Origin of the sequence: Sphingobacterium anhuiense, from assembly GCF_042686355.1 — a bacterium.
GTDB lineage: Bacteria > Bacteroidota > Bacteroidia > Sphingobacteriales > Sphingobacteriaceae > Sphingobacterium > Sphingobacterium anhuiense.
On sequence record NZ_JBHUPE010000001.1, the window covers coordinates 494,756 to 515,742 of the forward strand.

Below are 20,987 nucleotides of genomic sequence, written 5' to 3' on the forward strand. Positions count from 1 at the left end.
ACTATTTATATTTTTTTATCAAGAATTTTGGCAAAATTACCCAGTTGTTTTAGTTTAAATTTCAATTCATCGTTCCAAGGAAGCCCATAACAAAGCCTCATACAGCTATTATATTGATCTTGGAGGGTAAACATCCGTCCTGGTGCAATACTTATATTGTGTTTAAGTGCAAATTCGTACAGTTCGGCCGTATCTATGTTTTCATTAAACTCAACCCATAATGCAAGTCCTCCTTGTGGACGACTTATTTTAGTTCCTTCCGGAAAGTATGAAGCGATAGTCTGGGCATAATGCTGAAAGTTGTCAGATAGTGTACTTCGAAGATGTCTAAGATGATTGTCGTACCGTCCAGATTTTAAAAAGTTTCCTACAGCTTCGTGGACCACGGATGTTGAAGATATAGCATGTACGAGTTTTAACTTTAAAATCTGCTCTTTATACTTACCCGGAGCAATCCAACCTACCCGATAACCTGGTGCCAAAGTCTTTGAAATAGAACTGCACCAAAGCACATTTCCTTCTGTATCATAAGATTTACAGCATTTAGGTCTTGTAGAACCAAAATACAAATCTCCATATACATCATCCTCTATTATTGGAATATGATGCTTTGATAATAAATTAACAATTTCATTTTTATTACTATCGGGAATACAGCTTCCCAACGGGGTATTATAATTTGGTACTAAGAGACATACATGAATAACTGGTATTATTTTTTTTAACGACTCGATATCAATTCCTGTAATCGGATGGGTTGCCACTTCAATAACTTGTAATCCTAGACTTATTGCAAGCTGTAAAATACCAGGATAACAGGGACTTTCTAATGCTAAAGTATCACCCGGTTTAGTTAATGCCATTAAACATAAAGATAAAGCATGCATACCTCCATTAGTCGTTACCAAATCACTTTCTTGTAACTTCCCTCCCCATGCTAATGATCGGATAGCAATCATTCTTCGTAGTTTTAAATTTCCTTCTATTGGTTCATATTCAGTTCCTCCTTCCTTTAATGCCCTTGTAGCGAGAATAAGTTCTTTTTTCAATTTTGCTAATGGTAACAAATTACCAGAAGGAATGCCAATAGAGAATAGTGTCAGATCTGATTTTCCCATATTTGCATATACACGACTAATAAGTTCCTTTGGCTCGACATTGTCAATGCCTAGCGAAGTTTTACTTACTTCCGTTAATGGAATCTTTAGGTAAGACGCCGGACTAACAAAATAACCCGACTGAGGCTTGGATTGAATAAGAGACTGTGCTTCTAATTCAAGAAATACACGTTTGACAGTGTTCACACTTACCCCTTGCTCATGACTGAACGTTCGGATTGATGGGAGACGATCACCAGGTTGCAATAAGCCACTTTTAATTTGATTACTGATTTTACGAGCAATTTCATCGTATAAAAAATCTCTTTTCATAATATAAATATAACTGTATCCATTAAATAAATCAAAACTGATACTGTGCTCATAAATGATGTTCATGTACTTTTGATCAAATGAAAATTTAATGAAAAAAACAGCTATAAATTATGGAACAAAAATTCGATCTAACGGATGGATTAATGGCATTATAGGCGTATTATTATTCAGTGGCTCTCTTCCTGCAACAAGAATTGCGGTACTAGATTTAAATCCTATATTTTTAACTGTTTCCCGTGCCACAATTGCTGGGGTACTTGCTTTAGGCGGATTAATAATTTTCAAAGAGAGAAAACCTACACAGAAACAAATTATTCCTTTGTTTATAGTTGCAGTCGGTGTTGTAATTGGTTTCCCTCTTTTAAGCGCTTTAGCATTACAATATCTGACATCCGCAGATTCACTTGTATTTTTAGGACTGCTTCCACTTGCAACCGCTAGTTTTGGCGTGCTTCGAGGTGGTGAAAAGCCGAAACCTTTATTCTGGCTATTCTCAATAATAGGTAGCCTTTTTATAATAGGTTATGCTATTGCACAAGGAATAACAACCTCACCACTTGGTAATTCATTGATGTTAGTTGCCGTGATACTGTGTGGATTAGGATATGCAGAAGGGGCGAAACTCTCAAAAACATTGGGTGGCTGGCAAGTAATTTCCTGGGCGCTAGTCTTATCACTGCCATTTATGATACCCCTAGTATTTTTTTACAGACCATCATCATTTGCAAACGTAGACATAAAGGCATGGTTCGGGCTAGCATACGTCTCTATTTTTAGCATGTTTATAGCTTTCATATTTTGGTATAAGGGATTAGCTCAAGGAGGAATTGCATCTATTGGACAGTTACAATTACTTCAACCGTTTCTTGGACTAGCCGTAGCATCAATTTTTTTGAATGAAAAAGTAAGTCTTAATATGATAGGAATAACGATGGCTGTCATACTCTGTGTTGCAGGATCAAAAAAATATGCTAAATAATAAATCCTATTTAAAATAAAATTATGTTTATACCCAATAATTTTAAAATTGAGCATGAAGCTGAACAGATTGCTTTCATGAAAAAATATAGCTTTGCCACCATAATTACAGCAAAGAATAATATTCCAATTGCTACACAGCTACCTTTTGTTGTAAACGACACTTCGGATAAACTTATTCTTACTGCCCATTTTGCAAAAAATAATGAACAAATCGCGTATATTTCAAAAAATACTTCGCTAGTCATCTTTACCGAGCCCCATGCTTATATATCTCCTCTACATTATGATAAAGTAGAAAGCGTACCTACTTGGGATTATATTGCTGTTCATGCTTATGGAAATGCAAAAATTATAACAGATGAAGAAGCTAAAATCAACGCTTTAGAGCAAATGATTTTATTTTATGAAAAAGATTACTTACAACAGTGGAATAATCTTTCTGAAAAATTCAAAAAGGGAATGATGCAAGGTATAGTAATCTTCGAGTTAGAGGTAACTGAGTTACAAGGGCAGAAGAAATTAAGTCAAAATAAAACAAAAGAAGAACGTCAACGAATTATACAACAACTAAAAAGCAGTCCAAGTAAAATAGATAACGATCTTGCTTCATACATACAAGATACTTTATAATTGAATAATAGATAAATCGACAGGTCGTTACTATGAGCGGTTAGTTATACGAAACTAAATAATGAACTCAATGATTAGATTTCTTACATTTTATTAATAAAAAGGGTTGACTTTCATCAATTTCCTCAATCTCAAATAGCCCAACATGCTTAAACTCGGATTCAATAGCATGCTCATCATAGAAAAAAAGCTTTACTCCTTCGAATACTTCATAACGATCCTTATCAATATATCTTCCTTTTTTGTAACTATCAGCCTTCTTAGAAATTGCCGTAAAAAACATATATCCGTTGACATGGAGTTGATCATAACAATCCTGAATTAGTTTAATTCTTTCTTGGCTGTCCAATAAATGAATTAAAGCATAACAAAATATACCATCATATTTATTTTGATCAAAAGGCATATCAGTAACAGATCCATTAAAAATCAGCATATCCGATCCATAATGAGCCCTCGCCATCTTGATTGCTGTCTTCGATATTTCTATTCCCGTAACAGCCATACCCTTATCTTTAAAAACCTGAGCATTACGACCATACCCTATTCCCGGGATAAGTACATTTTTAACAAGCTCTTTGATAAAAAAATCAGCCGTTAAAACCGCTGTTTTTGCTGGTTCGAAACCCCACATTTCACTTTTTTCAACAAAAGCAGATTCCCAAAATTCTGCTTTTTCTTCTTTATTTTTCATTTCTATCATCTAAATACCTCCGTAACTTGAAAAATAATACGCAATCCCCAAGTGACCAAAAGTAAAGTAAGAAAATTCTGTTAAAACATTACTGTTTAGTGAATTTTGGATTAATAAACTCCCATTCTTTTATATGTGCTGGTTGATGTTGATGATCTACTATAGTATCAAATTTTTTAATTAGTTCTGGATGCTGAGCAGCTAAATCCTGCTCTTCCTTTCTATCATTTTCAAGATCAAAAATCATCCAAGGTGTCCTACTGTAGCCTTTCTTACGGACATCTAATTTAACAGCTTTCCATTTCCCTAAACGGATTGCGATCTGTCCTCCGTTTTCCGGATATTCCCAATATAAAAAATCATGATCTTGTTGTTCATCTGTTTTTCCCAAAAGTGTTGGCAATAATGAAATACCATCGGTATTTTCAATTTTTTGACCAGTGACTGCAGCTATTGTGGCCATAATATCATACTGCGCTGATGCAAAATCAGATTTCACTCCCGCCGAAATATTTCCTGGCCAAGATGCAATAAAAGGCACACGGATCCCTCCTTCGAATACATCCATTTTTAGACCTCTTAAGTCACCTACGCTTCTAAAGAATTTTGGATTTACACCGCCATTAAATGTCGTGCCATTATCACTAGAAAACATAATAATTGTATTCTCATCAAGACCTAGCTCCGAGATTCGGTTCATTATTTTACCGACCTGAGCATCCAAATAAGTAATCATTGCAGCGTATGTTGCATAAGGATATTTAGTAGCTGCATATCCTTGCTGTCCATAGTAAGGTTTTTCATCAAAAACACCTTTGTACATATCAATATATTCTTGAGGTGCCTGCAATGATACATGTGGTTGCGTAAATGGCAGATAAAGAAAAAATGGCTGTTCCTTATTCTCTGAAATAAATTTGAGTGCTTTTTCAGCCATTATATCAGTTGCATATTCCTTCCCTATATAATAGTCAAAATCTGCGTCTGTCGCTGTAGCTGGATTAAGGGCCTTATGCACATCCATTACAGGGTTGTTCAATGTTAATCGCACATCATTTTCCCATAAGTGAGTTGGATAAAAATTGTGAGCTTGTTTCTGATCTAAAACCGAGATATAATAATCAAATCCCTGTCTCAAGGGGCTGCCTGGTGTATTATTCATACCTAATCCCCACTTACCCGCCATAGCTGTACGATATCCGATCTGCTTCAGCATCTTAGGAATGGTTAATGTGCCTTCCGGCAGGGGCATCTGCCCACCTTCAAGACTATCAGGAAATCCACCAAGTTCATAATTACCACGAATATAAGCATGCCCACCATGTTTACCGGTCATAAGCATAGCACGGGATGGTGCACATACCGGTGTACTAGCATAATGTTGTGTAAAAGTCATCCCCTTCTCAGCTAATTTTAATAGATTAGGAGTTTTTATTTTCTGCTGCCCATAAGGCTCAATCTCACCATACCCCAAATCATCTGCATAAATATATATGATATTTGGTTTAGTACTTCTTTGTGCATAAATGTTTCCAATAGCAAAAAATAGACTTACTAAGGTGCATATGTTTAAATTTCTAATCATCTTTATGGTTTTTTTTACAAAAACTACATTTGTAAAATGTCGTTAAGTATTTAATATAAAAGGTATAATTCAAATTTATTATTATAGTCACAAAATAATAAAAAATGAATACTTCCACCTAAAATACTTTTACTTTATCCTATACGATCATCAATAAAAAATATCAACTTCAATAGTTATTAAAAAAAAATCAGAATGAAGCTAAAGAAAAGATGCAAATGATTAGAAAGAATAAAGATTATCGAACTAAGTTGGAATACTGAGATCAAAAAAAAAAATAGCCCTAAGGCTATTTTTTTCAAGTAATTCACTGTTAAAAAACATATATCAACGATTTCCAGTAGTAATTACAATTTCATTACTATTAACAAGATCATGGTGAGAAATTTTAAAGCCCTTTACTTTTTTCCCATCAATTGAAATACCGTTAATAAACCCTGCATCACCTTTACGATCCCTTCTGATAATCAACTTATCTTTACCGTGATGATATTTTGCATCTAAATGTATCGTCACCTTATCGAATACCGGAGTTACAACCGTGTACTCCGGCCTCCCTGGACATAACGGATATATTCCCATCATATTCATAGATGCCCAAGTAGACATTGTGCCTGTATCGTCATTACCAGGTATTCCTCCTGGAGCATTCTTAAAATGAGTTTCTAAAATCTCCGTTACTAATTTTTGAGTACGCCACTCCTCCCCCTCGATTTCCGAAAAGATATGCGGATAAAGCATATCAGGTTCATTAGTAACGTCAAAATATCCTTTATCAAAAGTGGCTTGAAGTTTTTCCACAAAATTACGCTTACCCCCCATTAATTTCACTAGTCCAGCAATATCATGTGGAATGGCAAAAGTATAATTCCAGGCATTTCCTTCATGAAAACCAGGATTTGGTTCGAAATTAGCACCTTGCAAAGGATCAAAAGGGGTTAGAAATTTACCATCAGGAAGTATAGGTCTAAAAGTTCCATACTCTTTTGAATAGTAGTGCTTATAACCTTTTGCCCGCTCAGCAAACATTTTAGCATCTTCTTTCTTTCCTAGTGAAGCCGCGAACTGTGAAAGGTTCCAGTCCGCAAGGAAATACTCAATTGAATGAGACACTGAGTTATCAAATTTGGCACGTAGTGGTACGTAACCGTATTTTACATAATCAGCATTATCAGGACGAATTTTATTGGTACTATCTATAGTTGTTGCTGATTTATAAAACGCCTCATATGCAGCTTCATGATCATAATCTCGAATACCTTTCATCCATGCATCAACGATAACGGGAATTGCGGGATCTCCATCCATGGTATAAGATTCGCGACCATAAAGCTCCCATTTAGGCATCCATCCGCTTTCTTTATAAATATCGATCATAGAACGGATCATCTCTGTTTGTCGGTCAGGAAACAATAGACTCATTAACGGTTGGACATTGCGGTAAGTATCCCATAGAGAAAATACAGTATAACGATTTCCTGACGTTTTTAATGTTTGACGGGTCTCCATAGCGGGATATTGTCCATTAACATCCTGAAGAATATTTGGATGTATTAGCGCATGGTACAATGCTGTATAGAAGACTGTTTTCTGATCTTCAGTACCACCTTCGACTTCGATTTTCGACAAATCTTCATTCCATCTCTTAGAAGCGGCTAATCTGATTTGATCAAATCCGCCTTTGGGTTGTTCTTGATCTAAATTTTGTCTTGCATTTTCAATACTTACGAAGGAGACTCCTACCTGAACTTCAACCTGCTCGTTTTCAGAAGTTTCAAAGCTTAAATAAGCACCAATATCATCCCCAGACATTTCGTTATGATATGCTGTAAAAACTTTATACTTTCCAGCATCCTTATTCCAATCGTTTTCCCAAACTTCTCCTTGCTTCTGAAATTTCCAGTATCCCTTTTCCGAAGGTTTCTTACTCAACCTTAAGACAAAATAAATCGGATATACAGCTTGATTATTAACATAACAAAATGATCCCAATAACTTTGAACCTTCAATCTCTCGATCGTTAACAAATCGCATCGTAGCTCCCGTTTCATTCGTTAACCCTTCACCTAAATTAAGTAAAATATGGCTTTTCCCCTTCGGAAAGGTAAATCTGGAAATTCCTGTTCGTAGTGTCGCTGTAGCTTCAGTTTTCACACCATATTTTTCTAAAAAATTGGTATAGTAACCCGGTGCGGCACTTTCATTTTTGTAAGTACTTCCATAATTCCGATAATCGACATCAAGACGGCCTGTTGTTGGCATCAGCAAAAGACTCCCCATATCTGGACATCCTACACCGCTCAGGTTAACATGAGAAAATCCCGTAAAAAACTTATTATTATATTCATAGGGAGTAGACCACCATTGTGCATCCTTATTAAATTTGTTCAAAGATGACCCCATGACATTAAAAGGCGAAACGTTCATCAGCCCCTGCGGAACCTGTGCACCCGGATTAGTCGTACCATAGTTAGTTGTTCCAATAAATGGATTAACATATTCTACTGGTTTTTTTTGCGCCAATGTCGCATGCGAAAGAAAGAGAAAAATAAAACTATGACCGAGACTACGCCAATTTATAGTTTTATTTAAATTAAGTACTGTTTGTCGTTCTGGTAGAGACTCTGTACAAATACGACCAAATTTAATGGTTTTGTATGTACTATTTAACCATGATTTGACAATTCTAAAATCTTTCAAAGTAACTAAGCTTTTTATTTTCATTTATTTTAATAAATTATTATTGCGCCATTTAAATAGGAATGTCACAATCTTTTTAGCATTTAAATTATCGATCTACGTTATTAATTTGAGAATTACCCTAATCTGTCTCCTTCCCACGGCTTACTTTTTCATTCAGGTTTCCAGATCATTATATCAATTTTAATCATCTACATGTCAAGAAAAGATGACCTTGAGCTCTCTTCTCATAGGAGTGATCGTAGCATTCGAATAATTTCGTATAAAAAATCAATTGAATCCACATCAGATGTGTAGACTTATCTGTGAAATATGGATGCGCGCTCATCAAAGATTAAGAATGCACCTATTCTCATCAAATAAAAAATAAGGATTATCCTAGCTACAATAATACATATAATTAGAAGATCATACAATACAGAGACATTCTTAAACGAAATTCAGCACATACTTCTTTTTATTTAAGATGGAGCAGTATTATTTTAATCTTTTCTCTAATTTAAATCTTCACTTTTACTATTCAATACGCGTGTTTTTATTTCTTGTCCTATGGCAAGCAGTGCTAAACAAAATAAAGCTATAATTGTTAAAATTAATTATTTGAAATAGAAACAAGTATGAACGGTTTACCGTCAGGATCTAAAAAAATAAACTAGATAACAATGGAATTTGCACACTTCACCAATTTAAAAAAAATGAAAGTACTAATAAAATTTATGCTTGCACTAGGTGTGAGTATAACTCTTCCCTTTATCATGGCCAAAGCTGCTGATAAAATTGCTGTAATAAATAACGTTACGCGAATAACTGAACAAAACGCCCCTTCTGTCATTTTAAATCAGCAAGGAAATATTGATTCATTAATCCAATATTTTCAATACACAACGAAATCATTAAAAGATGACATATCAGGATTAAGTGAAGCACAACTACAATTTAGTCCTGGAGAAGGAAAATGGTCAATAGGTCAATGTCTAGAGCATATCATACGCTCAGAAAGTCTGTTATTTGAAATGGCAAAAAAAGAATTGGGAAAAGCGCCACAGCCTAACCGGAAAAATGAAGTCAAATCAACTGATCAAGGTCTCATAAACATGATGACTGATCGAAGTCAAAAATTTCAGGCGCCAAAAGAACTGCAACCCACAGGAAAATATAAAAATAGCCAAGTAGCAATAAAAGACTTTCTAGCGGCTAGAGAGCCTGTTTTATTATACATCAAAAATGCAAATATAGATGACCTTCGTAATCACATCAGTGAGTACCCAACAGGCGTAGTTGATGGTTATCAAAACCTACTTTTTATCGCCGCTCACTGTGCTAGACACACCAAACAGATTGAAGAAGTATTAGCAGATCCAAATTTTCCAAAAAAATAAATCATGAAAAACCAAACATATCAAATCGATATTCACGCACCAGCTTCTGTAGTATTTCACAAAATGCTAGATAAAGAAACCTATAAATTATGGACTTCCGAATTCAACCCTACATCAGATTATGAAGGAGGATGGAATAAAGGTGATAAAATTTACTTTATTGGACAAAATAAAGATGGTAAACGTGAAGGTATGGTAGCTAAAATTTTAGAAAATATCCCTAATGAATTTGTTTCCATTTATCATTACGGTATATTGGATGGAGATATAGAAATCACAGAGGGACCTGCAGTCGAAAGCTGGGCAGGTGGTACAGAGAACTATCATTTTAAAGAACATAATGGAATAACAAATGTAACTGTTAAAGTAGATACCACAGAAGAATACCTATCTTACTTTGATGAAACTTGGCCCAAAGCCTTATCAAGATTAAAAGAAATTTGCGAATAATATATATACTATTGATTATGTTTGAAACAATTGAGAATTACTATCACAGTAAAAAAGAACCAATAAAAAGTTGTTTACTAGCATTAAAAGAAATTATTCTCAGATTGGATCCGCTTATAACAGAAACGCAGAAATGGGGCATGCCCTGTTTCTGCTATAAAAATAGAATATTTTGTTATCTGTCAATAGATTCAAAAAAAGATATTCCCTATATCATGATGGTAGAAGGCAGACATTTAGATATTCCAGCTCTTGAATCGGGAAATCGTTCTAAAATGAAAGTTTTTTATGTTGATCCCAACGCAGATTTCGATTTAGTTACGATCAATCACATCATGCAAGAAGCACTGAATCTTTATAGAACCGGATTACTGAAAACAAATACAAAAAATACATAAACAAAAATCCTCAACCATGTAGCTACCCTATTATAAAGAATAACAATAGGTTAATCTAGGATCATACACGATCAATTCTATGAGCACACCCCCCACCCAAGTACAACCCTAGGATCATACAACAGGGACTATACGATCACACTTGCACCGCACAAGGACTAGCCTAGTATCATACAACATGAACTATACGATGATACTAGATCCACTAAACAAACAGGCCTTCTATACCTTTTCTATGCACAATATGCACATATCAAATAGCCAATGTAGCTTATTATATACCTATACGTTAAGCTATGATACATCACATAAAATCGTAATGAAATAAAAATTTTACATATATAAAGTAATTGTTGGTCTATAAATTGATTGTATTAAGTTATGGCAAGATTTTTAAAAGTAATATTCTTATTAGCTATTATTGCGGTCTTCGGATGGTTGCTATGGTCTAAGTTTGAAAACAAAACTACAAAAGTTACAACACATCAACTTTTGATCGAGCGAATAGAAGCAATGGGCAAGCTTGAATTGGTCAAATATAGATTTAGCGATGTTGTTGAACATAAAAATATTACAACATTTTTACCCGACGCAAGTGTACTACTGATCATAAAAGCAGATGCCGTTGGATGTATCGATTTAACAAAAGTTAAACAAGAAGATATTGAAGTTTTTGGAGACTCTGTTTCTATGCGTTTACCTTTACCTGAAATTTGCTACATAAAGATAGATCATAAATCTTCCCGAGTTTACGACACCAAAATGGCATTCTTTCGAGAAGCTGACCTTGTAGATGAAGCCTATAAAAATGCGGAAAAGGAGATTGCAACCGAGGTAAAAAAATCAGACATATTGCAACAAACCCGAGCAAATGCGCTAAATGTTTTCACCCCTTTACTTAAAGGACTAGGTTTTAATAAAATTAGTTTGTCTTTTGAATAATACATCGATTAACATATTTTAATTGTAATCAATAAACGCGCAAATCGGAAGTTATGATTAAATCATAACATCATAATTAGATCAAAATTTCACATCAAAAAAAATAAAACGAATTATTTTTTTTAGGAATCAACTTCATAAATAGTCATGATTATTTATGAAGTCGATAAACAGTTCTAAAACTTAAAATGAAATCAATCTATTGATATGAACGATCTAAATGCAATGCCATTTGTATATTACAACGTTTATAAGGCGTATTTCGTCCTGCTATTTTTTGAAATCCTAATTTATGATATAAATTAATTGCTGGCTTTAAAATAGTATTACTTTCTAAATACAAATTTTGCGCTCCTAATTCCTTTGCCTTCTTTAATACCGCCTGCCCCAGTAGAAATCCAATATTTTTCCCTTGTGCGCTCGGTGAAACTGCCATTTTAGCCATTTCATAATCATAATCTTCTTGATGCATTTTAATCAAAGCACAAACCCCTACAGGCTTATTGTTATAAAGTGCGACCAATATTACCCCCCCCTTATCCAAAATATAATCTTGAGGATTATTTAACGCTTTATAATCAGCCTCTTCCATTTCAAAATAAGTAGAAATCCATTCTTCATTGAGCGACCGAAAGGCCTCCTGATATTCCGGTTTATACGGAACAATTTCTACAGCTTGACTTTCCCGTATTTTTTTTTGTTCATTTACTCGCTTAAGCAGAGACTTTTGTTCCAAAAGAAACTCCCATTCTTCTATTGCTTCCCAAAGATTATGTGTTGCTTCCTCGATTATCATTTCAATTGCCGCATCGACATCTTGACATGAAACCCGTACCTTATCGTTCAACTTCTTTCCTTTTTCAGTCAAACCTACAACATTTCGACGCTTATCATGTGTCAATAAGTTATCTTTGACCAATCCCGCAGAAGTCATTTCTCTTATTATTTTCGTAACGGAAGGTTGAGAATGTCCAATTTCATTTGCTATTTCAGTTATTGTTTTTTCGCCTTCTTCAGCCAAAATAAAGAAAACAGGAAACCATTTCGGTAAAAATTCCACGTGGTAAAGTTCGTATATCTGTGCAGCATCTTCTGTTACTTTATTGGTCAGCAATCGAAGCCTGCTACCTAAAGCCATTTTACCTGTCTTGTTAAAAAAATCCATTCTATTTGTTTGATTTATAATTTTATACTTGCTTATCGCTAATAACTTTCGCTTTGATTGGGAAAAGAAACTGATTTGACGTCCTCAATATAATGACGGGTAGCTTCAGACATTACCGTATGTAAATCTGCGTATCGACGTAAAAACTTGGGCGAAAATTCATCATTCATTCCCATAACATCCTGTATAACCAGAACCTGTCCATCCACTCCAGAGCCAGCAGCAATTCCAATTGTTGGTATTTTTAGCATATCTGAAATCTTTGTTGCAGTATGTGATGGAATTTTTTCACCACGATCTTTCATCTGTTGTAGCGTTCTTTTTGTGTTTTTAGATGTTTTCTTTAAATAGTTTGACATATTGACAAAATAAATACTAAACACTATAACCAATTACATAACTGATTATGCAAATATATTAAAATATTTATTTTTCTAAAAATTTTTTATTTGTCACCTCTTAATTTTCCATTTCAAAACCTACCTATTTAATGATTTACTTAACTTTACGAATCTCCTTCTATCCGTTACGATATTACTCAAACAAATAACTATAATCAGTACAAGAACTTACCTTCAAAAAATAACAATTATTAATACACAAAAAACAAAATGAATAAACGTAAAAATAACTTTTATGTCATCACAGGAGGGCCTGGAGTGGGCAAAACTACCTTGATTGATGCTTTAAAGTCTAAAGGATATTCTACAGTTGCAGAAGATGCCCGATCAATCATTAAACAGCAGATTTTAAGAAAAGGAGATGCTTTACCTTGGAAAAATAAAGATTTATATGCTTTATTACTGCTTAACGCATCAATAAAAAGCTATCATGCAATATCCAATAAGAACGATAACATTTACTTCTTTGATCGTGGTATAGTAGACACCATTTGTTATGCAGAAATGATTAACTTCAAAATTCCCACTGAAACGCTTCAAAATGCAAAAACCCATAAATACAATAGCACTGTATTTATACTTCCCCCTTGGGCGCAAATCTATACAACTGACGATGAAAGAAAACAATCATGGGAAGAAGCTCTCTATACTTTTGAAATTATGAAAAAAACTTATTTTGATAATGGTTATAATGTAATAGAAGTACCTATAGGAGCTGTTGATCTAAGGGTAGATTTTATATTGAAGCATATATAGACTTTTCCAGATCTCAATATTTCTGAGCAGTCCCTCAAAATAAAAAAATTCATCTCGATCATTTGTCAAAATGAAAAAAAATTTCAACGATCAAAATTCGTAATAATAGTGCAGTTACATTTGACCAATCCTTGATACCTATCCAAATTTTGGTTAACTTAGCCATATTGACAGCATAGAGATATTTTTTTTGAAAAATAGTTTCTAGTCATTTACTTATCGCAACAAAGCATAAGTTGTGTATCTTATTGGCTTTTGCCATCTATTTTAGAGATTATAAAAAAATCTCTTCATCTGCATACTCATTTGGAAGTATGGTCTAGAATTAAAAATTCGATTTTAAAGACGAATTATTGCACTCATCTATTTTAGATGAGTATACATGTTAATTATATTATATGACAAATTTTAAAGTTGGAATTATTGGTGCTGGCCCCAGTGGGCTAGCTATGCTACGAGCATTTGAATCGGAACAGAAAAAAGGTAATCCCATCCCAGAAATTAAATGCTACGAAAAACAGGACAATTGGGGTGGAATGTGGAACTTTACCTGGCGGACAGGTGTTGGTAAATACGGAGAACCCCTACATGGTAGCATGTACAAATACTTATGGTCAAATGGTCCAAAAGAATGTCTTGAATTTGCAGATTATACATTCACAGAACATTTCGGTCAAACAATATCCTCCTACCCTCCGCGAGAAGTACTTTTTGATTATATCCAGGGACGTATCAATCAAAGCAATGCCAGAGATTACATCCAATTTAATACCGTTGCAAGATGGGTGGATTATATTGAAGACAAAAAACAGTTTAGAGTTATCTTTGATAATCTAAAAAAGAATGAAACTTTTGAAGAATTTTTCGATTATTTAGTTGTAGGTACTGGTCATTTTTCCACCCCTAATCTCCCTTACTTTAAAGGAATAGAGAATTTCCCCGGCGCAGTTATGCATGCACATGATTTTCGAGGTGCTGACCAATTTAAAGATCAGCGCTTACTCCTTATCGGAAGTAGTTATTCCGCTGAAGATATTGGCGTACAATGCTACAAGCACGGAAGTAAATCTGTGACAATAGCTTATAGAACAAGTCCGATTGGCTGCAACTGGCCGGATGGCATAAAGGAGAAAGCAAAATTATCTCATTTTGAAGATAGTATAGCGTACTTCGAAGATGGCAGTCAAGAAGAGTTTGATGCGGTCATATTATGTACTGGCTATCAACATAAATTCCCATTTTTACCTGATAATATGCGATTAAAAACCAATAATTGTCTATATCCAGATGACTTGTTTAAAGGAGTAATCTTTAATCATAATGAACGTCTAATATTTTTAGGAATGCAAGATCAATATTATACTTTCAATATGTTTGATACACAAGCTTGGTTTGCGCGTGATTACATGCTAGGAAAAATCCCGTTGCCACCTAAAAAAGAACGCATTAAAGAAATCAAAAAATGGATGGATGATGAAGCACTTACAAAAACAGGAGAAGATCATGTTGATTTTCAAACAAATTACATCAAAGATCTAATGAGTTATACAAATTACCCAAACTTTAATGTTGACAAAGTGGGCAGCATGTTTAAAAATTGGTTAAAGGACAAAGAAAATAATATTTTAAATTATCGAGATCAAATCTATACATCGGTCATAGATGGAACTCAAGCAGAAACTCATCATACAGCATGGATGGATGAACTTGATGATAGCCTTGAGAACTATCTTGAAGAAAGTAAAGAATCTGCTATTTAATAAAATTTCTAAACTGATATTTGAATACATTTTAATAAAAGGAGGAAGCTAAAGCTTCCTTCTTTTATTAAAATCAATAGTTATTAAGACTAACATATACGCGTGTCAATCCAAAAATTATCACGCATTTTCAAAATTGATTCTGGAGTGACCCTATTTAAAATATAGGATTGTTCTGCGTTTAAAAGGTCTTTTTGATCCTGTTCATCTTCAACAAAAAGCATTCGCAAAATAGCATCATTTTCCACTGCTTCTATATCAGACTCCACTACTTTTGTATCATTCGATAGAAACCAATTTTTAGCTTCTTCCTTATTTAAAAATTTTAAATACATTAAACAAGAATCAAACTCTCCTAATTCTTTTACTACTTTTTCTGGATATTGATTTCGAATGTATTCTTCATATAGTTCACGTCTATTATTACGTAAAGCATAATTTCTTATTACCAATCGATGTGGATCACTCTCTATGCTAAATTTTTGAGGATTTTCTAAAAATCCGTAATGCTTATTGTATCGAACAACACGCGCATTCAAACTTTTTTTATCATTCTCCATAAAAATCTCTTCATTACTTATATACATAACAATCAAATGCTTATAGTGTTTAATTATTGTATATAGGAATTCAAAGCAAAGAAATCTAAGAATAAATAATATAATTTAAAAACGATTGTCAATACTACTTACAAGGCTCATAAGTAAGGAAAATGACATCTTTTACAAAAAAGTAAATTCACCTTTAAAAACTATTTCTTTATCTACTAAACTATAATTTTCATCATATTCAGCTTGATAAAAAATGACGTAAATTGGTTGTGTTAAATCTGTAACTGATATCAATTTATCTGCTTCCAAAATATCGATTTTGTCAATAGTACGATTCCCTGTCCAGCTTTTAGCAGTACCTTTCGCATTGGGATCAAACCGATGATCTTGAGCTGATGTAAAATACCAGTAACTTGGTACATCGTTACTCAACGTTAAAGTTTGATTTGGATTAAATTGCTCATCTGCCATTCCAGTATTTTCAAACCATGAAACTTCATGATCAATAATGCCCAATGCTGCGAGATAAACATCCTTATCCAATGTTGCCCCTATTAAAAAGCCTTCCATCCCTTCTGAGTTTATTTGAAAAGTGAATGGAGATTTAGCAAGTTTATACTGATCAAAAGTGTTGGAGATTATTTCCCCACCTTGGATGATACTAACTTCCAGTTGTTGACAAAAACTCATTATAGAAGTAAATAATAAGCCCAAAGTCATAATCAATCTAGTCATGTAAAACGTGTATAATAAAATTTTAAATTAATAACACAAAGTAAAGTAAATCCTAAAAGACTAAAACCCCTGTTTTCCGCTAATTTTGAATGATTACATAGATTAAAATAAAAAAACACGATTATCACTTAAAAGCTATTTTATAATCTCGTAATTTTAACAATCTTTTTGTACTCTTATTCTGTCTTTGCAAAAACCAAAATAAGTGTCTTTAACACAATACAGCTATTGATGAAATACATTCAACTATTCATTGCGTTTATGTTTGCAGCAAATAACCTATCTGCTCAAAAAAACATTACGATCGGACAAACTGATCAGATATACTCTACAATACTCAAAGAAAATAGGACAATAAACATATATCTACCAGAAGGATATCATGTTGCTGATACAATTAAATATCCAATAATTTACATATTAGATGGTGGCATAGAAGAAGATTTTATTCATATAGTTGGAATCGTTCGCTATTATACACAACCCTGGATTGCGCAGTTTCCAAAATCAATTGTTGTCGGTATCGAAAATACGAACAGAAAGAGAGATTTCACATTTGCAGTGTCCAACTTGGACTTCCTGGAAAAAGAAGGTTTTAAAAAAGAGAATTTTCCACAATACGGAAAATCTGAAGCTTACATTTCATTTCTTCAAAAGGAACTACAGCCCTATATGGAAAATAAATATAACGCTAATAAACACCGTACTGTTATTGGAGAATCATTAGCTGGTCTATTAGCGTCTGAAATACTCTTAAAACAACCTGATTTATTTACTAAATATATTATTATTGCGCCTAGTTTATGGTGGGGAGAGCAAAAGCTCTTATTTGAAACGGCAAATTTATTAAATACTAACATCAAAAAATCACTTAGCGTATATTTAGGAGTTCCAAATAAAGATGAAGATATAAAAATGTATAATGAATCAATAAAGTTTTCACAATCATTAAAGCAAAACAATAATATCAATTTATCATTTGATTACTTACCAACTGAATTACATGCAACGATCGTACACCAGGCAGTATATAATGCTTTCAAAAAATTATACCCTAAAAACTAAATAATATTAAAATCAATTTGTAATTTTTAGACGGTGCTAGTTCGATTAACTTTCAATTTTTTATAGCAAGTAATATCCTGAAAATATGTTAAATTTACTAGACTTTCAACATCAATACGATAATTGAGAAAGCGTCAATTATAAATTTCATCTCCTAAAAATCGGTTTATGAATACTATTTTGAGAAATTTATTAGCGATAGTGGCGGGCGTGGTCATTGGCAGTATAGTTAATATGATATTTATTACAATCAGTAGTTCTATCATACCTCCACCAGATGGTGCAGATGTAACCACGACAGAAGGACTAAAAGCATCAATGCATATGTTTGAACCAAAACATTTTATTTTTCCCTTTTTAGCACATGCCATCGGAACTTTAGTCGGAGCATGTATAACAACGTGGCTAGTAAAAGGCAAAAAGCTTAGTTTTGCTTTTATAATAGCTTTATTTTTCCTAGCGGGTGGTGTAGCAAGTGTCTTTATGTTGCCCTCTCCATTGTGGTACACAGTAATAGATTTAACCATAGCTTATATCCCAATGGCATACTTGGGTGGAAAATTGGGATTAAAACTAAAATCGCAGAAGAACTAATCCAGAAACTTTTATTGTAGTTTTTTTAAAGCACAAAGAAAAGAAACTTCCTACATAAACAGCCTACCAAAATATGTTATAATAGCATTTCGAATAATGTAAAAGAATTATTTTGATAATGAGCTGGCATATCAACAGCCTCTTTAATAGTAACTACATCAACAATTGTAAACCCACATTTCTCGTAATATTGATTCAAGCGTTCATTTCCTGCGGTGGTATCCATTCTAATAAAGCTTTTACGCTCTTTTCTGGCCAGGTCTTTAACAAATTCTATAATAATATTGACAAAATTCTGACCTCTAAACTCTGGATTTGTCGCTATACGGTGAATATAAATTGCCGGATCTTTGTCTTTCTCTTGCCATATAATAGGATCTGAAGCTGTCAATAAAAAGACACAAGCGATTTGATTATCCAGAACAATCTTATAATGTTGTCCATTTTTTATCTCTTCAAGTACAGCTCGAGCGTCAAATCCTTTCCAATTCACTTTTCCTAAAGCATGTTGATAGGCAATTGCCTGCTCATACAATTCCATATGTGCAGACAAGTCGTGAGGAGTACTTTTTTCTATAATCATGCAGTTAAAATATAGTTTTCCTTATAAATATAGATGATTAAACTACAATATTGTCCATTCATAAGTTTTTTCTGTCACATTATAGTTTTATCTTTGATGCATGACTATTGAAGAGCTAAAAGAATATTTTAATACGGTTTCATTACCAAATGAAATACAAATTACAGTGGATATGCATATCTTTGATTTACCTAAATTTCTGCAGGCAAACTTAGCGGCACTTGATCGCTGGAACAGAGAGTTAGAAAAATGTCCTTCCTATGTGCGTTTAATAAACTTAAAGAAAGCTATTGAAAATCAATAACCACAATGACAACATTTTAAGAATTACAAATCGTCTTATTGCTGCAACAAGCTATGTTGAGTTGCGGTAAAAATATTTCTGAAGACAATGTTCATTTCCTGTTCGCGTTGCGCCGCGACTATCCCGCAACCAGGAAATAATTCCACAGTATTATTTTTAATTACAGACACAAAAATCCGGCTTGCAACTGCGATCTTCTCATAAACATCCCGGTTTTCAAAACCCTGCAATATATTATCCCAAGATTGTTCTGTCAAACAATAAATCTGATTCTTACGTTCATTAAAATCGGATTGCATCTCGTCCAAACGTTTAAACAGATTTTTACCTTTGTCTTTTAACCAATCTACATCTTGAGATTTTACAATATAATACTTTTCAACAAGATCTATAAATCGGTTATACATCCCGATAAAATTACTCAGCAAGGTTAATTCCGCAAAAGGAATGAATGGATACCGATACAGAAGATCAGGCCAGGTACTTTCAGATTCATTAATCAAAAAACTACGAGAGTTTCCCACAAAATGATTTTCAACAGAAAAACTATGGCTAGCCGTGCATTCTAATCCAAAAGTATCCCAATCATAATGAATCAGTACATCATCCCGGTCAAAAAAGAACGAATGGATCATTTGCTGACCGTTTTTATCGAGCACAGGTTTACCATCTTCCGTAATGATACAATTTGCGGTAAAATGACTTAAATGCGGAGCTCCAGTAGCATATTTCCAATGGCCATGAATACGATATCCCCCATCCGCTCTTTCTGCATATCCAGATGCACGTCCACTTCCTCCTAAACAAACTGCCGGATTTTGAAAAATTTCTGTTCCTATTTTCGGATCAATAAAACCGACAAATAAATTAGCTCCCGAACATAAAGTTACCGTCCATGATAAACCACCGTCATGATAGGCTAATTCTTCTAAAAATTTCACTCCATCTAAAAGAGTTAATCCCAATCCACCAAGAGATTTCGGAACCCAAATTTTAAACCATTTTTCACTAATTGCCAAATCTAACTGCTTTGCAGTCATCTTTTTTAAAGAAATTGCCTCGTGTTGTTGGTCTTTTATCAGATTAATTTGATCTTGAGTAAGTATCATATGTTAGTTCACGTTTAAGAATTCTCTTCCAGTTAAAATAACCAAAGAAAGCCATCACAAATAAAAATACAGTCAATGCTGCGAATAGTAGTAAATCTTTATGATAAAGCAAAGGGATCGCCATGAGATTACTAATATTTAATAATATCCAATTTTCTATTTTCCGCTTTGCCAGCAACCACATGCCTGCCCATGCAGTACAAGATACCAAGGCATCCCATAGCGGAACATCTGAATCTGTAGCATGTAACAATCCGAAATAGAATACGGTAAATCCTATAATACATATCAATAAGACAATAATCCAGTCCTTACGTGATGCAGTCGATATGATATGTTGATGATTACTATTTTGTTGCCAGTAAATCCAACCATAAATACTCATTAATAAGTAATACATGTTTAAGGCAATTTCACCGTATAGTTTTGCGAAATATAAAACGTAAATGGATATCACAATACCAGAAATACCAAAAAGGTAATTAATAGGTTTATTAGACTTTGCAAACCAAACCTGCAATATACCAAAGCCTACTGCTAGCCATTCTGCGAGGGATGTAGCTTTAACCTGCTGAAAAAAATCGTTTAAAATTTGATTTAACTGCATTTAATATGTGTGTAAAATAAAAACAATACACACTTAGGGAGTCGCTATAAATGCACGATTTGTGAAATTAAAATCCCTACGCCAGCATTATCCGGATCAGGTATATAACAACAATTGCTCACTGTGATGAGCAATTGTTGTTATTGGGTATAATCTCAGCCTGTA

At 33.6% G+C, this 20,987-nt stretch carries 22 protein-coding genes; 11 read left to right on the forward strand and 11 right to left on the reverse strand.

Annotated elements, in window-relative coordinates:
* Positions 1 to 5: 5 nt before the first annotated feature.
* Positions 6 to 1,430, reverse strand: a complete 1,425-nt coding sequence (locus ACFS6I_RS02110) for an aminotransferase-like domain-containing protein (protein WP_380917859.1) — start codon at positions 1,428 to 1,430, stop codon at positions 6 to 8.
* A gap of 91 nt (positions 1,431 to 1,521) precedes the next feature.
* On the opposite strand from ACFS6I_RS02110, the gene ACFS6I_RS02115 reads away from it, so the two are divergent.
* Together ACFS6I_RS02115 and ACFS6I_RS02120 are read left to right on the forward strand one after the other, a co-directional pair.
* Positions 1,522 to 2,412 (forward strand): DMT family transporter, encoded by an 891-nt coding sequence (locus ACFS6I_RS02115; RefSeq protein ID WP_380917861.1) that lies wholly within the window; start codon positions 1,522 to 1,524, stop codon positions 2,410 to 2,412.
* 23 nt (positions 2,413 to 2,435) lie between these two features.
* Positions 2,436 to 3,044 (forward strand): FMN-binding negative transcriptional regulator, encoded by a 609-nt coding sequence (locus ACFS6I_RS02120; RefSeq protein WP_380917863.1) that lies wholly within the window; start codon positions 2,436 to 2,438, stop codon positions 3,042 to 3,044.
* Positions 3,045 to 3,111: 67 nt separating this feature from the next.
* On the opposite strand, the gene ACFS6I_RS02125 is transcribed toward ACFS6I_RS02120, so the two are convergent.
* The 3 genes from ACFS6I_RS02125 to ACFS6I_RS02135 all read right to left on the reverse strand — a co-directional run bounded on the left by ACFS6I_RS02125 (position 3,112) and on the right by ACFS6I_RS02135 (position 8,047).
* Positions 3,112 to 3,738 (reverse strand): class I SAM-dependent methyltransferase, encoded by a 627-nt coding sequence (locus tag ACFS6I_RS02125; RefSeq protein ID WP_380917865.1) that lies wholly within the window; start codon positions 3,736 to 3,738, stop codon positions 3,112 to 3,114.
* 88 nt (positions 3,739 to 3,826) lie between these two features.
* Positions 3,827 to 5,323 (reverse strand): arylsulfatase, encoded by a 1,497-nt coding sequence (locus tag ACFS6I_RS02130; RefSeq protein WP_380917867.1) that lies wholly within the window; start codon positions 5,321 to 5,323, stop codon positions 3,827 to 3,829.
* Between the two features lie 327 nt (positions 5,324 to 5,650).
* Complete coding sequence (locus ACFS6I_RS02135) at positions 5,651 to 8,047, reverse strand: GH92 family glycosyl hydrolase (RefSeq protein WP_380917869.1); 2,397 nt, start codon at positions 8,045 to 8,047, stop codon at positions 5,651 to 5,653.
* 671 nt (positions 8,048 to 8,718) lie between these two features.
* Here ACFS6I_RS02135 and ACFS6I_RS02140 point away from each other — a divergent pair.
* From ACFS6I_RS02140 to ACFS6I_RS02155, 4 genes are all read left to right on the forward strand, one after another.
* Positions 8,719 to 9,402, forward strand: a complete 684-nt coding sequence (locus tag ACFS6I_RS02140; protein ID WP_380917871.1) for a DinB family protein — start codon at positions 8,719 to 8,721, stop codon at positions 9,400 to 9,402.
* 3 nt (positions 9,403 to 9,405) lie between these two features.
* A complete protein-coding gene (locus tag ACFS6I_RS02145; RefSeq protein WP_045754091.1) occupies positions 9,406 to 9,852 on the forward strand; it encodes an SRPBCC domain-containing protein in 447 nt (148 codons plus the stop codon).
* 17 nt (positions 9,853 to 9,869) lie between these two features.
* Complete coding sequence (locus tag ACFS6I_RS02150; RefSeq protein ID WP_380917874.1) at positions 9,870 to 10,250, forward strand: DUF1801 domain-containing protein; 381 nt, start codon at positions 9,870 to 9,872, stop codon at positions 10,248 to 10,250.
* A 381-nt stretch (positions 10,251 to 10,631) separates the two neighbouring features.
* A complete protein-coding gene (locus ACFS6I_RS02155) occupies positions 10,632 to 11,192 on the forward strand; it encodes a DUF4230 domain-containing protein (RefSeq protein WP_021190778.1) in 561 nt (186 codons plus the stop codon).
* 199 nt (positions 11,193 to 11,391) lie between these two features.
* Here ACFS6I_RS02155 and ACFS6I_RS02160 read toward each other — a convergent pair whose 3' ends face one another.
* Together ACFS6I_RS02160 and ACFS6I_RS02165 are read right to left on the reverse strand one after the other, a co-directional pair.
* A complete protein-coding gene (locus tag ACFS6I_RS02160; protein WP_380917876.1) occupies positions 11,392 to 12,357 on the reverse strand; it encodes a bifunctional helix-turn-helix transcriptional regulator/GNAT family N-acetyltransferase in 966 nt (321 codons plus the stop codon).
* Positions 12,358 to 12,395: 38 nt separating this feature from the next.
* The gene (locus tag ACFS6I_RS02165; protein WP_380917878.1) at positions 12,396 to 12,716 is read right to left on the reverse strand and encodes a 3-methyl-2-oxobutanoate hydroxymethyltransferase; all 321 of its coding nucleotides are present in this window, start codon (positions 12,714 to 12,716) and stop codon (positions 12,396 to 12,398) included.
* 252 nt (positions 12,717 to 12,968) lie between these two features.
* Here ACFS6I_RS02165 and ACFS6I_RS02170 point away from each other — a divergent pair, with 252 nt between their 5' ends.
* Entirely contained in the window at positions 12,969 to 13,514 is a 546-nt protein-coding gene (locus ACFS6I_RS02170) for an AAA family ATPase (protein WP_380917880.1), read from the forward strand.
* Between the two features lie 398 nt (positions 13,515 to 13,912).
* Positions 13,913 to 15,274: an NAD(P)-binding domain-containing protein gene (locus tag ACFS6I_RS02175; protein ID WP_380917882.1), complete on the forward strand. Its 1,362-nt coding sequence runs from the start codon at positions 13,913 to 13,915 to the stop codon at positions 15,272 to 15,274.
* Between the two features lie 89 nt (positions 15,275 to 15,363).
* Here the strand turns inward: ACFS6I_RS02175 and ACFS6I_RS02180 are convergent, their stop codons facing one another.
* Positions 15,364 to 15,834, reverse strand: coding sequence for a hypothetical protein (locus ACFS6I_RS02180; protein WP_380917884.1), 471 nt, complete (start codon positions 15,832 to 15,834; stop codon positions 15,364 to 15,366).
* A gap of 162 nt (positions 15,835 to 15,996) precedes the next feature.
* Positions 15,997 to 16,560, reverse strand: coding sequence for a hypothetical protein (locus tag ACFS6I_RS02185; RefSeq protein ID WP_380917886.1), 564 nt, complete (start codon positions 16,558 to 16,560; stop codon positions 15,997 to 15,999).
* A gap of 231 nt (positions 16,561 to 16,791) precedes the next feature.
* Between ACFS6I_RS02185 and ACFS6I_RS02190 the strand changes: the two genes are divergently transcribed.
* Positions 16,792 to 17,625, forward strand: a complete 834-nt coding sequence (locus tag ACFS6I_RS02190) for an alpha/beta hydrolase (protein ID WP_132845412.1) — start codon at positions 16,792 to 16,794, stop codon at positions 17,623 to 17,625.
* 168 nt (positions 17,626 to 17,793) lie between these two features.
* On the forward strand, positions 17,794 to 18,219 hold the full coding sequence (locus ACFS6I_RS02195) for a hypothetical protein (protein WP_380917888.1): 426 nt from the start codon (positions 17,794 to 17,796) through the stop codon (positions 18,217 to 18,219).
* A 76-nt stretch (positions 18,220 to 18,295) separates the two neighbouring features.
* On the opposite strand, the gene ACFS6I_RS02200 is transcribed toward ACFS6I_RS02195, so the two are convergent.
* Positions 18,296 to 18,802 carry a GNAT family N-acetyltransferase gene (locus ACFS6I_RS02200; RefSeq protein WP_380917890.1) on the reverse strand — a complete coding sequence of 169 codons (507 nt, stop codon included), beginning with the start codon at positions 18,800 to 18,802 and terminating at the stop codon, positions 18,296 to 18,298.
* A gap of 100 nt (positions 18,803 to 18,902) precedes the next feature.
* On the opposite strand from ACFS6I_RS02200, the gene ACFS6I_RS02205 reads away from it, so the two are divergent.
* The gene (locus ACFS6I_RS02205) at positions 18,903 to 19,106 is read left to right on the forward strand and encodes a DUF6965 family protein (protein ID WP_021190787.1); all 204 of its coding nucleotides are present in this window, start codon (positions 18,903 to 18,905) and stop codon (positions 19,104 to 19,106) included.
* Between the two features lie 35 nt (positions 19,107 to 19,141).
* On the opposite strand, the gene ACFS6I_RS02210 is transcribed toward ACFS6I_RS02205, so the two are convergent.
* Together ACFS6I_RS02210 and pnuC are read right to left on the reverse strand one after the other, a co-directional pair.
* Positions 19,142 to 20,215, reverse strand: coding sequence for an acyl-CoA dehydrogenase (locus ACFS6I_RS02210; RefSeq protein WP_380917892.1), 1,074 nt, complete (start codon positions 20,213 to 20,215; stop codon positions 19,142 to 19,144).
* Complete coding sequence (gene pnuC / locus ACFS6I_RS02215) at positions 20,190 to 20,822, reverse strand: nicotinamide riboside transporter PnuC (protein ID WP_183914988.1); 633 nt, start codon at positions 20,820 to 20,822, stop codon at positions 20,190 to 20,192. The genes ACFS6I_RS02210 and pnuC overlap by 26 nt, the downstream gene beginning before the upstream one ends.
* Between the last annotated feature and the right edge of the window lie 165 nt (positions 20,823 to 20,987).

Bases quoted from the DNA above. Each gene is read 5' to 3' on its own strand.
- ACFS6I_RS02110 (WP_380917859.1), bottom strand. From the start codon at position 1,430: ATGAAAAGAGATTTTTTATACGATGAAATTGCTCGTAAAATCAGTAAT.
- ACFS6I_RS02115 (WP_380917861.1), top strand. From the start codon at position 1,522: ATGAAAAAAACAGCTATAAATTATGGAACAAAAATTCGATCTAACGGA.
- ACFS6I_RS02120 (WP_380917863.1), top strand. From the start codon at position 2,436: ATGTTTATACCCAATAATTTTAAAATTGAGCATGAAGCTGAACAGATT.
- ACFS6I_RS02125 (WP_380917865.1), bottom strand. From the start codon at position 3,738: ATGAAAAATAAAGAAGAAAAAGCAGAATTTTGGGAATCTGCTTTTGTT.
- ACFS6I_RS02130 (WP_380917867.1), bottom strand. From the start codon at position 5,323: ATGATTAGAAATTTAAACATATGCACCTTAGTAAGTCTATTTTTTGCT.
- ACFS6I_RS02135 (WP_380917869.1), bottom strand. From the start codon at position 8,047: ATGAAAATAAAAAGCTTAGTTACTTTGAAAGATTTTAGAATTGTCAAA.
- ACFS6I_RS02140 (WP_380917871.1), top strand. From the start codon at position 8,719: ATGAAAGTACTAATAAAATTTATGCTTGCACTAGGTGTGAGTATAACT.
- ACFS6I_RS02145 (WP_045754091.1), top strand. From the start codon at position 9,406: ATGAAAAACCAAACATATCAAATCGATATTCACGCACCAGCTTCTGTA.
- ACFS6I_RS02150 (WP_380917874.1), top strand. From the start codon at position 9,870: ATGTTTGAAACAATTGAGAATTACTATCACAGTAAAAAAGAACCAATA.
- ACFS6I_RS02155 (WP_021190778.1), top strand. From the start codon at position 10,632: ATGGCAAGATTTTTAAAAGTAATATTCTTATTAGCTATTATTGCGGTC.
- ACFS6I_RS02160 (WP_380917876.1), bottom strand. From the start codon at position 12,357: ATGGATTTTTTTAACAAGACAGGTAAAATGGCTTTAGGTAGCAGGCTT.
- ACFS6I_RS02165 (WP_380917878.1), bottom strand. From the start codon at position 12,716: ATGTCAAACTATTTAAAGAAAACATCTAAAAACACAAAAAGAACGCTA.
- ACFS6I_RS02170 (WP_380917880.1), top strand. From the start codon at position 12,969: ATGAATAAACGTAAAAATAACTTTTATGTCATCACAGGAGGGCCTGGA.
- ACFS6I_RS02175 (WP_380917882.1), top strand. From the start codon at position 13,913: ATGACAAATTTTAAAGTTGGAATTATTGGTGCTGGCCCCAGTGGGCTA.
- ACFS6I_RS02180 (WP_380917884.1), bottom strand. From the start codon at position 15,834: ATGGAGAATGATAAAAAAAGTTTGAATGCGCGTGTTGTTCGATACAAT.
- ACFS6I_RS02185 (WP_380917886.1), bottom strand. From the start codon at position 16,560: ATGACTAGATTGATTATGACTTTGGGCTTATTATTTACTTCTATAATG.
- ACFS6I_RS02190 (WP_132845412.1), top strand. From the start codon at position 16,792: ATGAAATACATTCAACTATTCATTGCGTTTATGTTTGCAGCAAATAAC.
- ACFS6I_RS02195 (WP_380917888.1), top strand. From the start codon at position 17,794: ATGAATACTATTTTGAGAAATTTATTAGCGATAGTGGCGGGCGTGGTC.
- ACFS6I_RS02200 (WP_380917890.1), bottom strand. From the start codon at position 18,802: ATGATTATAGAAAAAAGTACTCCTCACGACTTGTCTGCACATATGGAA.
- ACFS6I_RS02205 (WP_021190787.1), top strand. From the start codon at position 18,903: ATGACTATTGAAGAGCTAAAAGAATATTTTAATACGGTTTCATTACCA.
- ACFS6I_RS02210 (WP_380917892.1), bottom strand. From the start codon at position 20,215: ATGATACTTACTCAAGATCAAATTAATCTGATAAAAGACCAACAACAC.
- pnuC (WP_183914988.1), bottom strand. From the start codon at position 20,822: ATGCAGTTAAATCAAATTTTAAACGATTTTTTTCAGCAGGTTAAAGCT.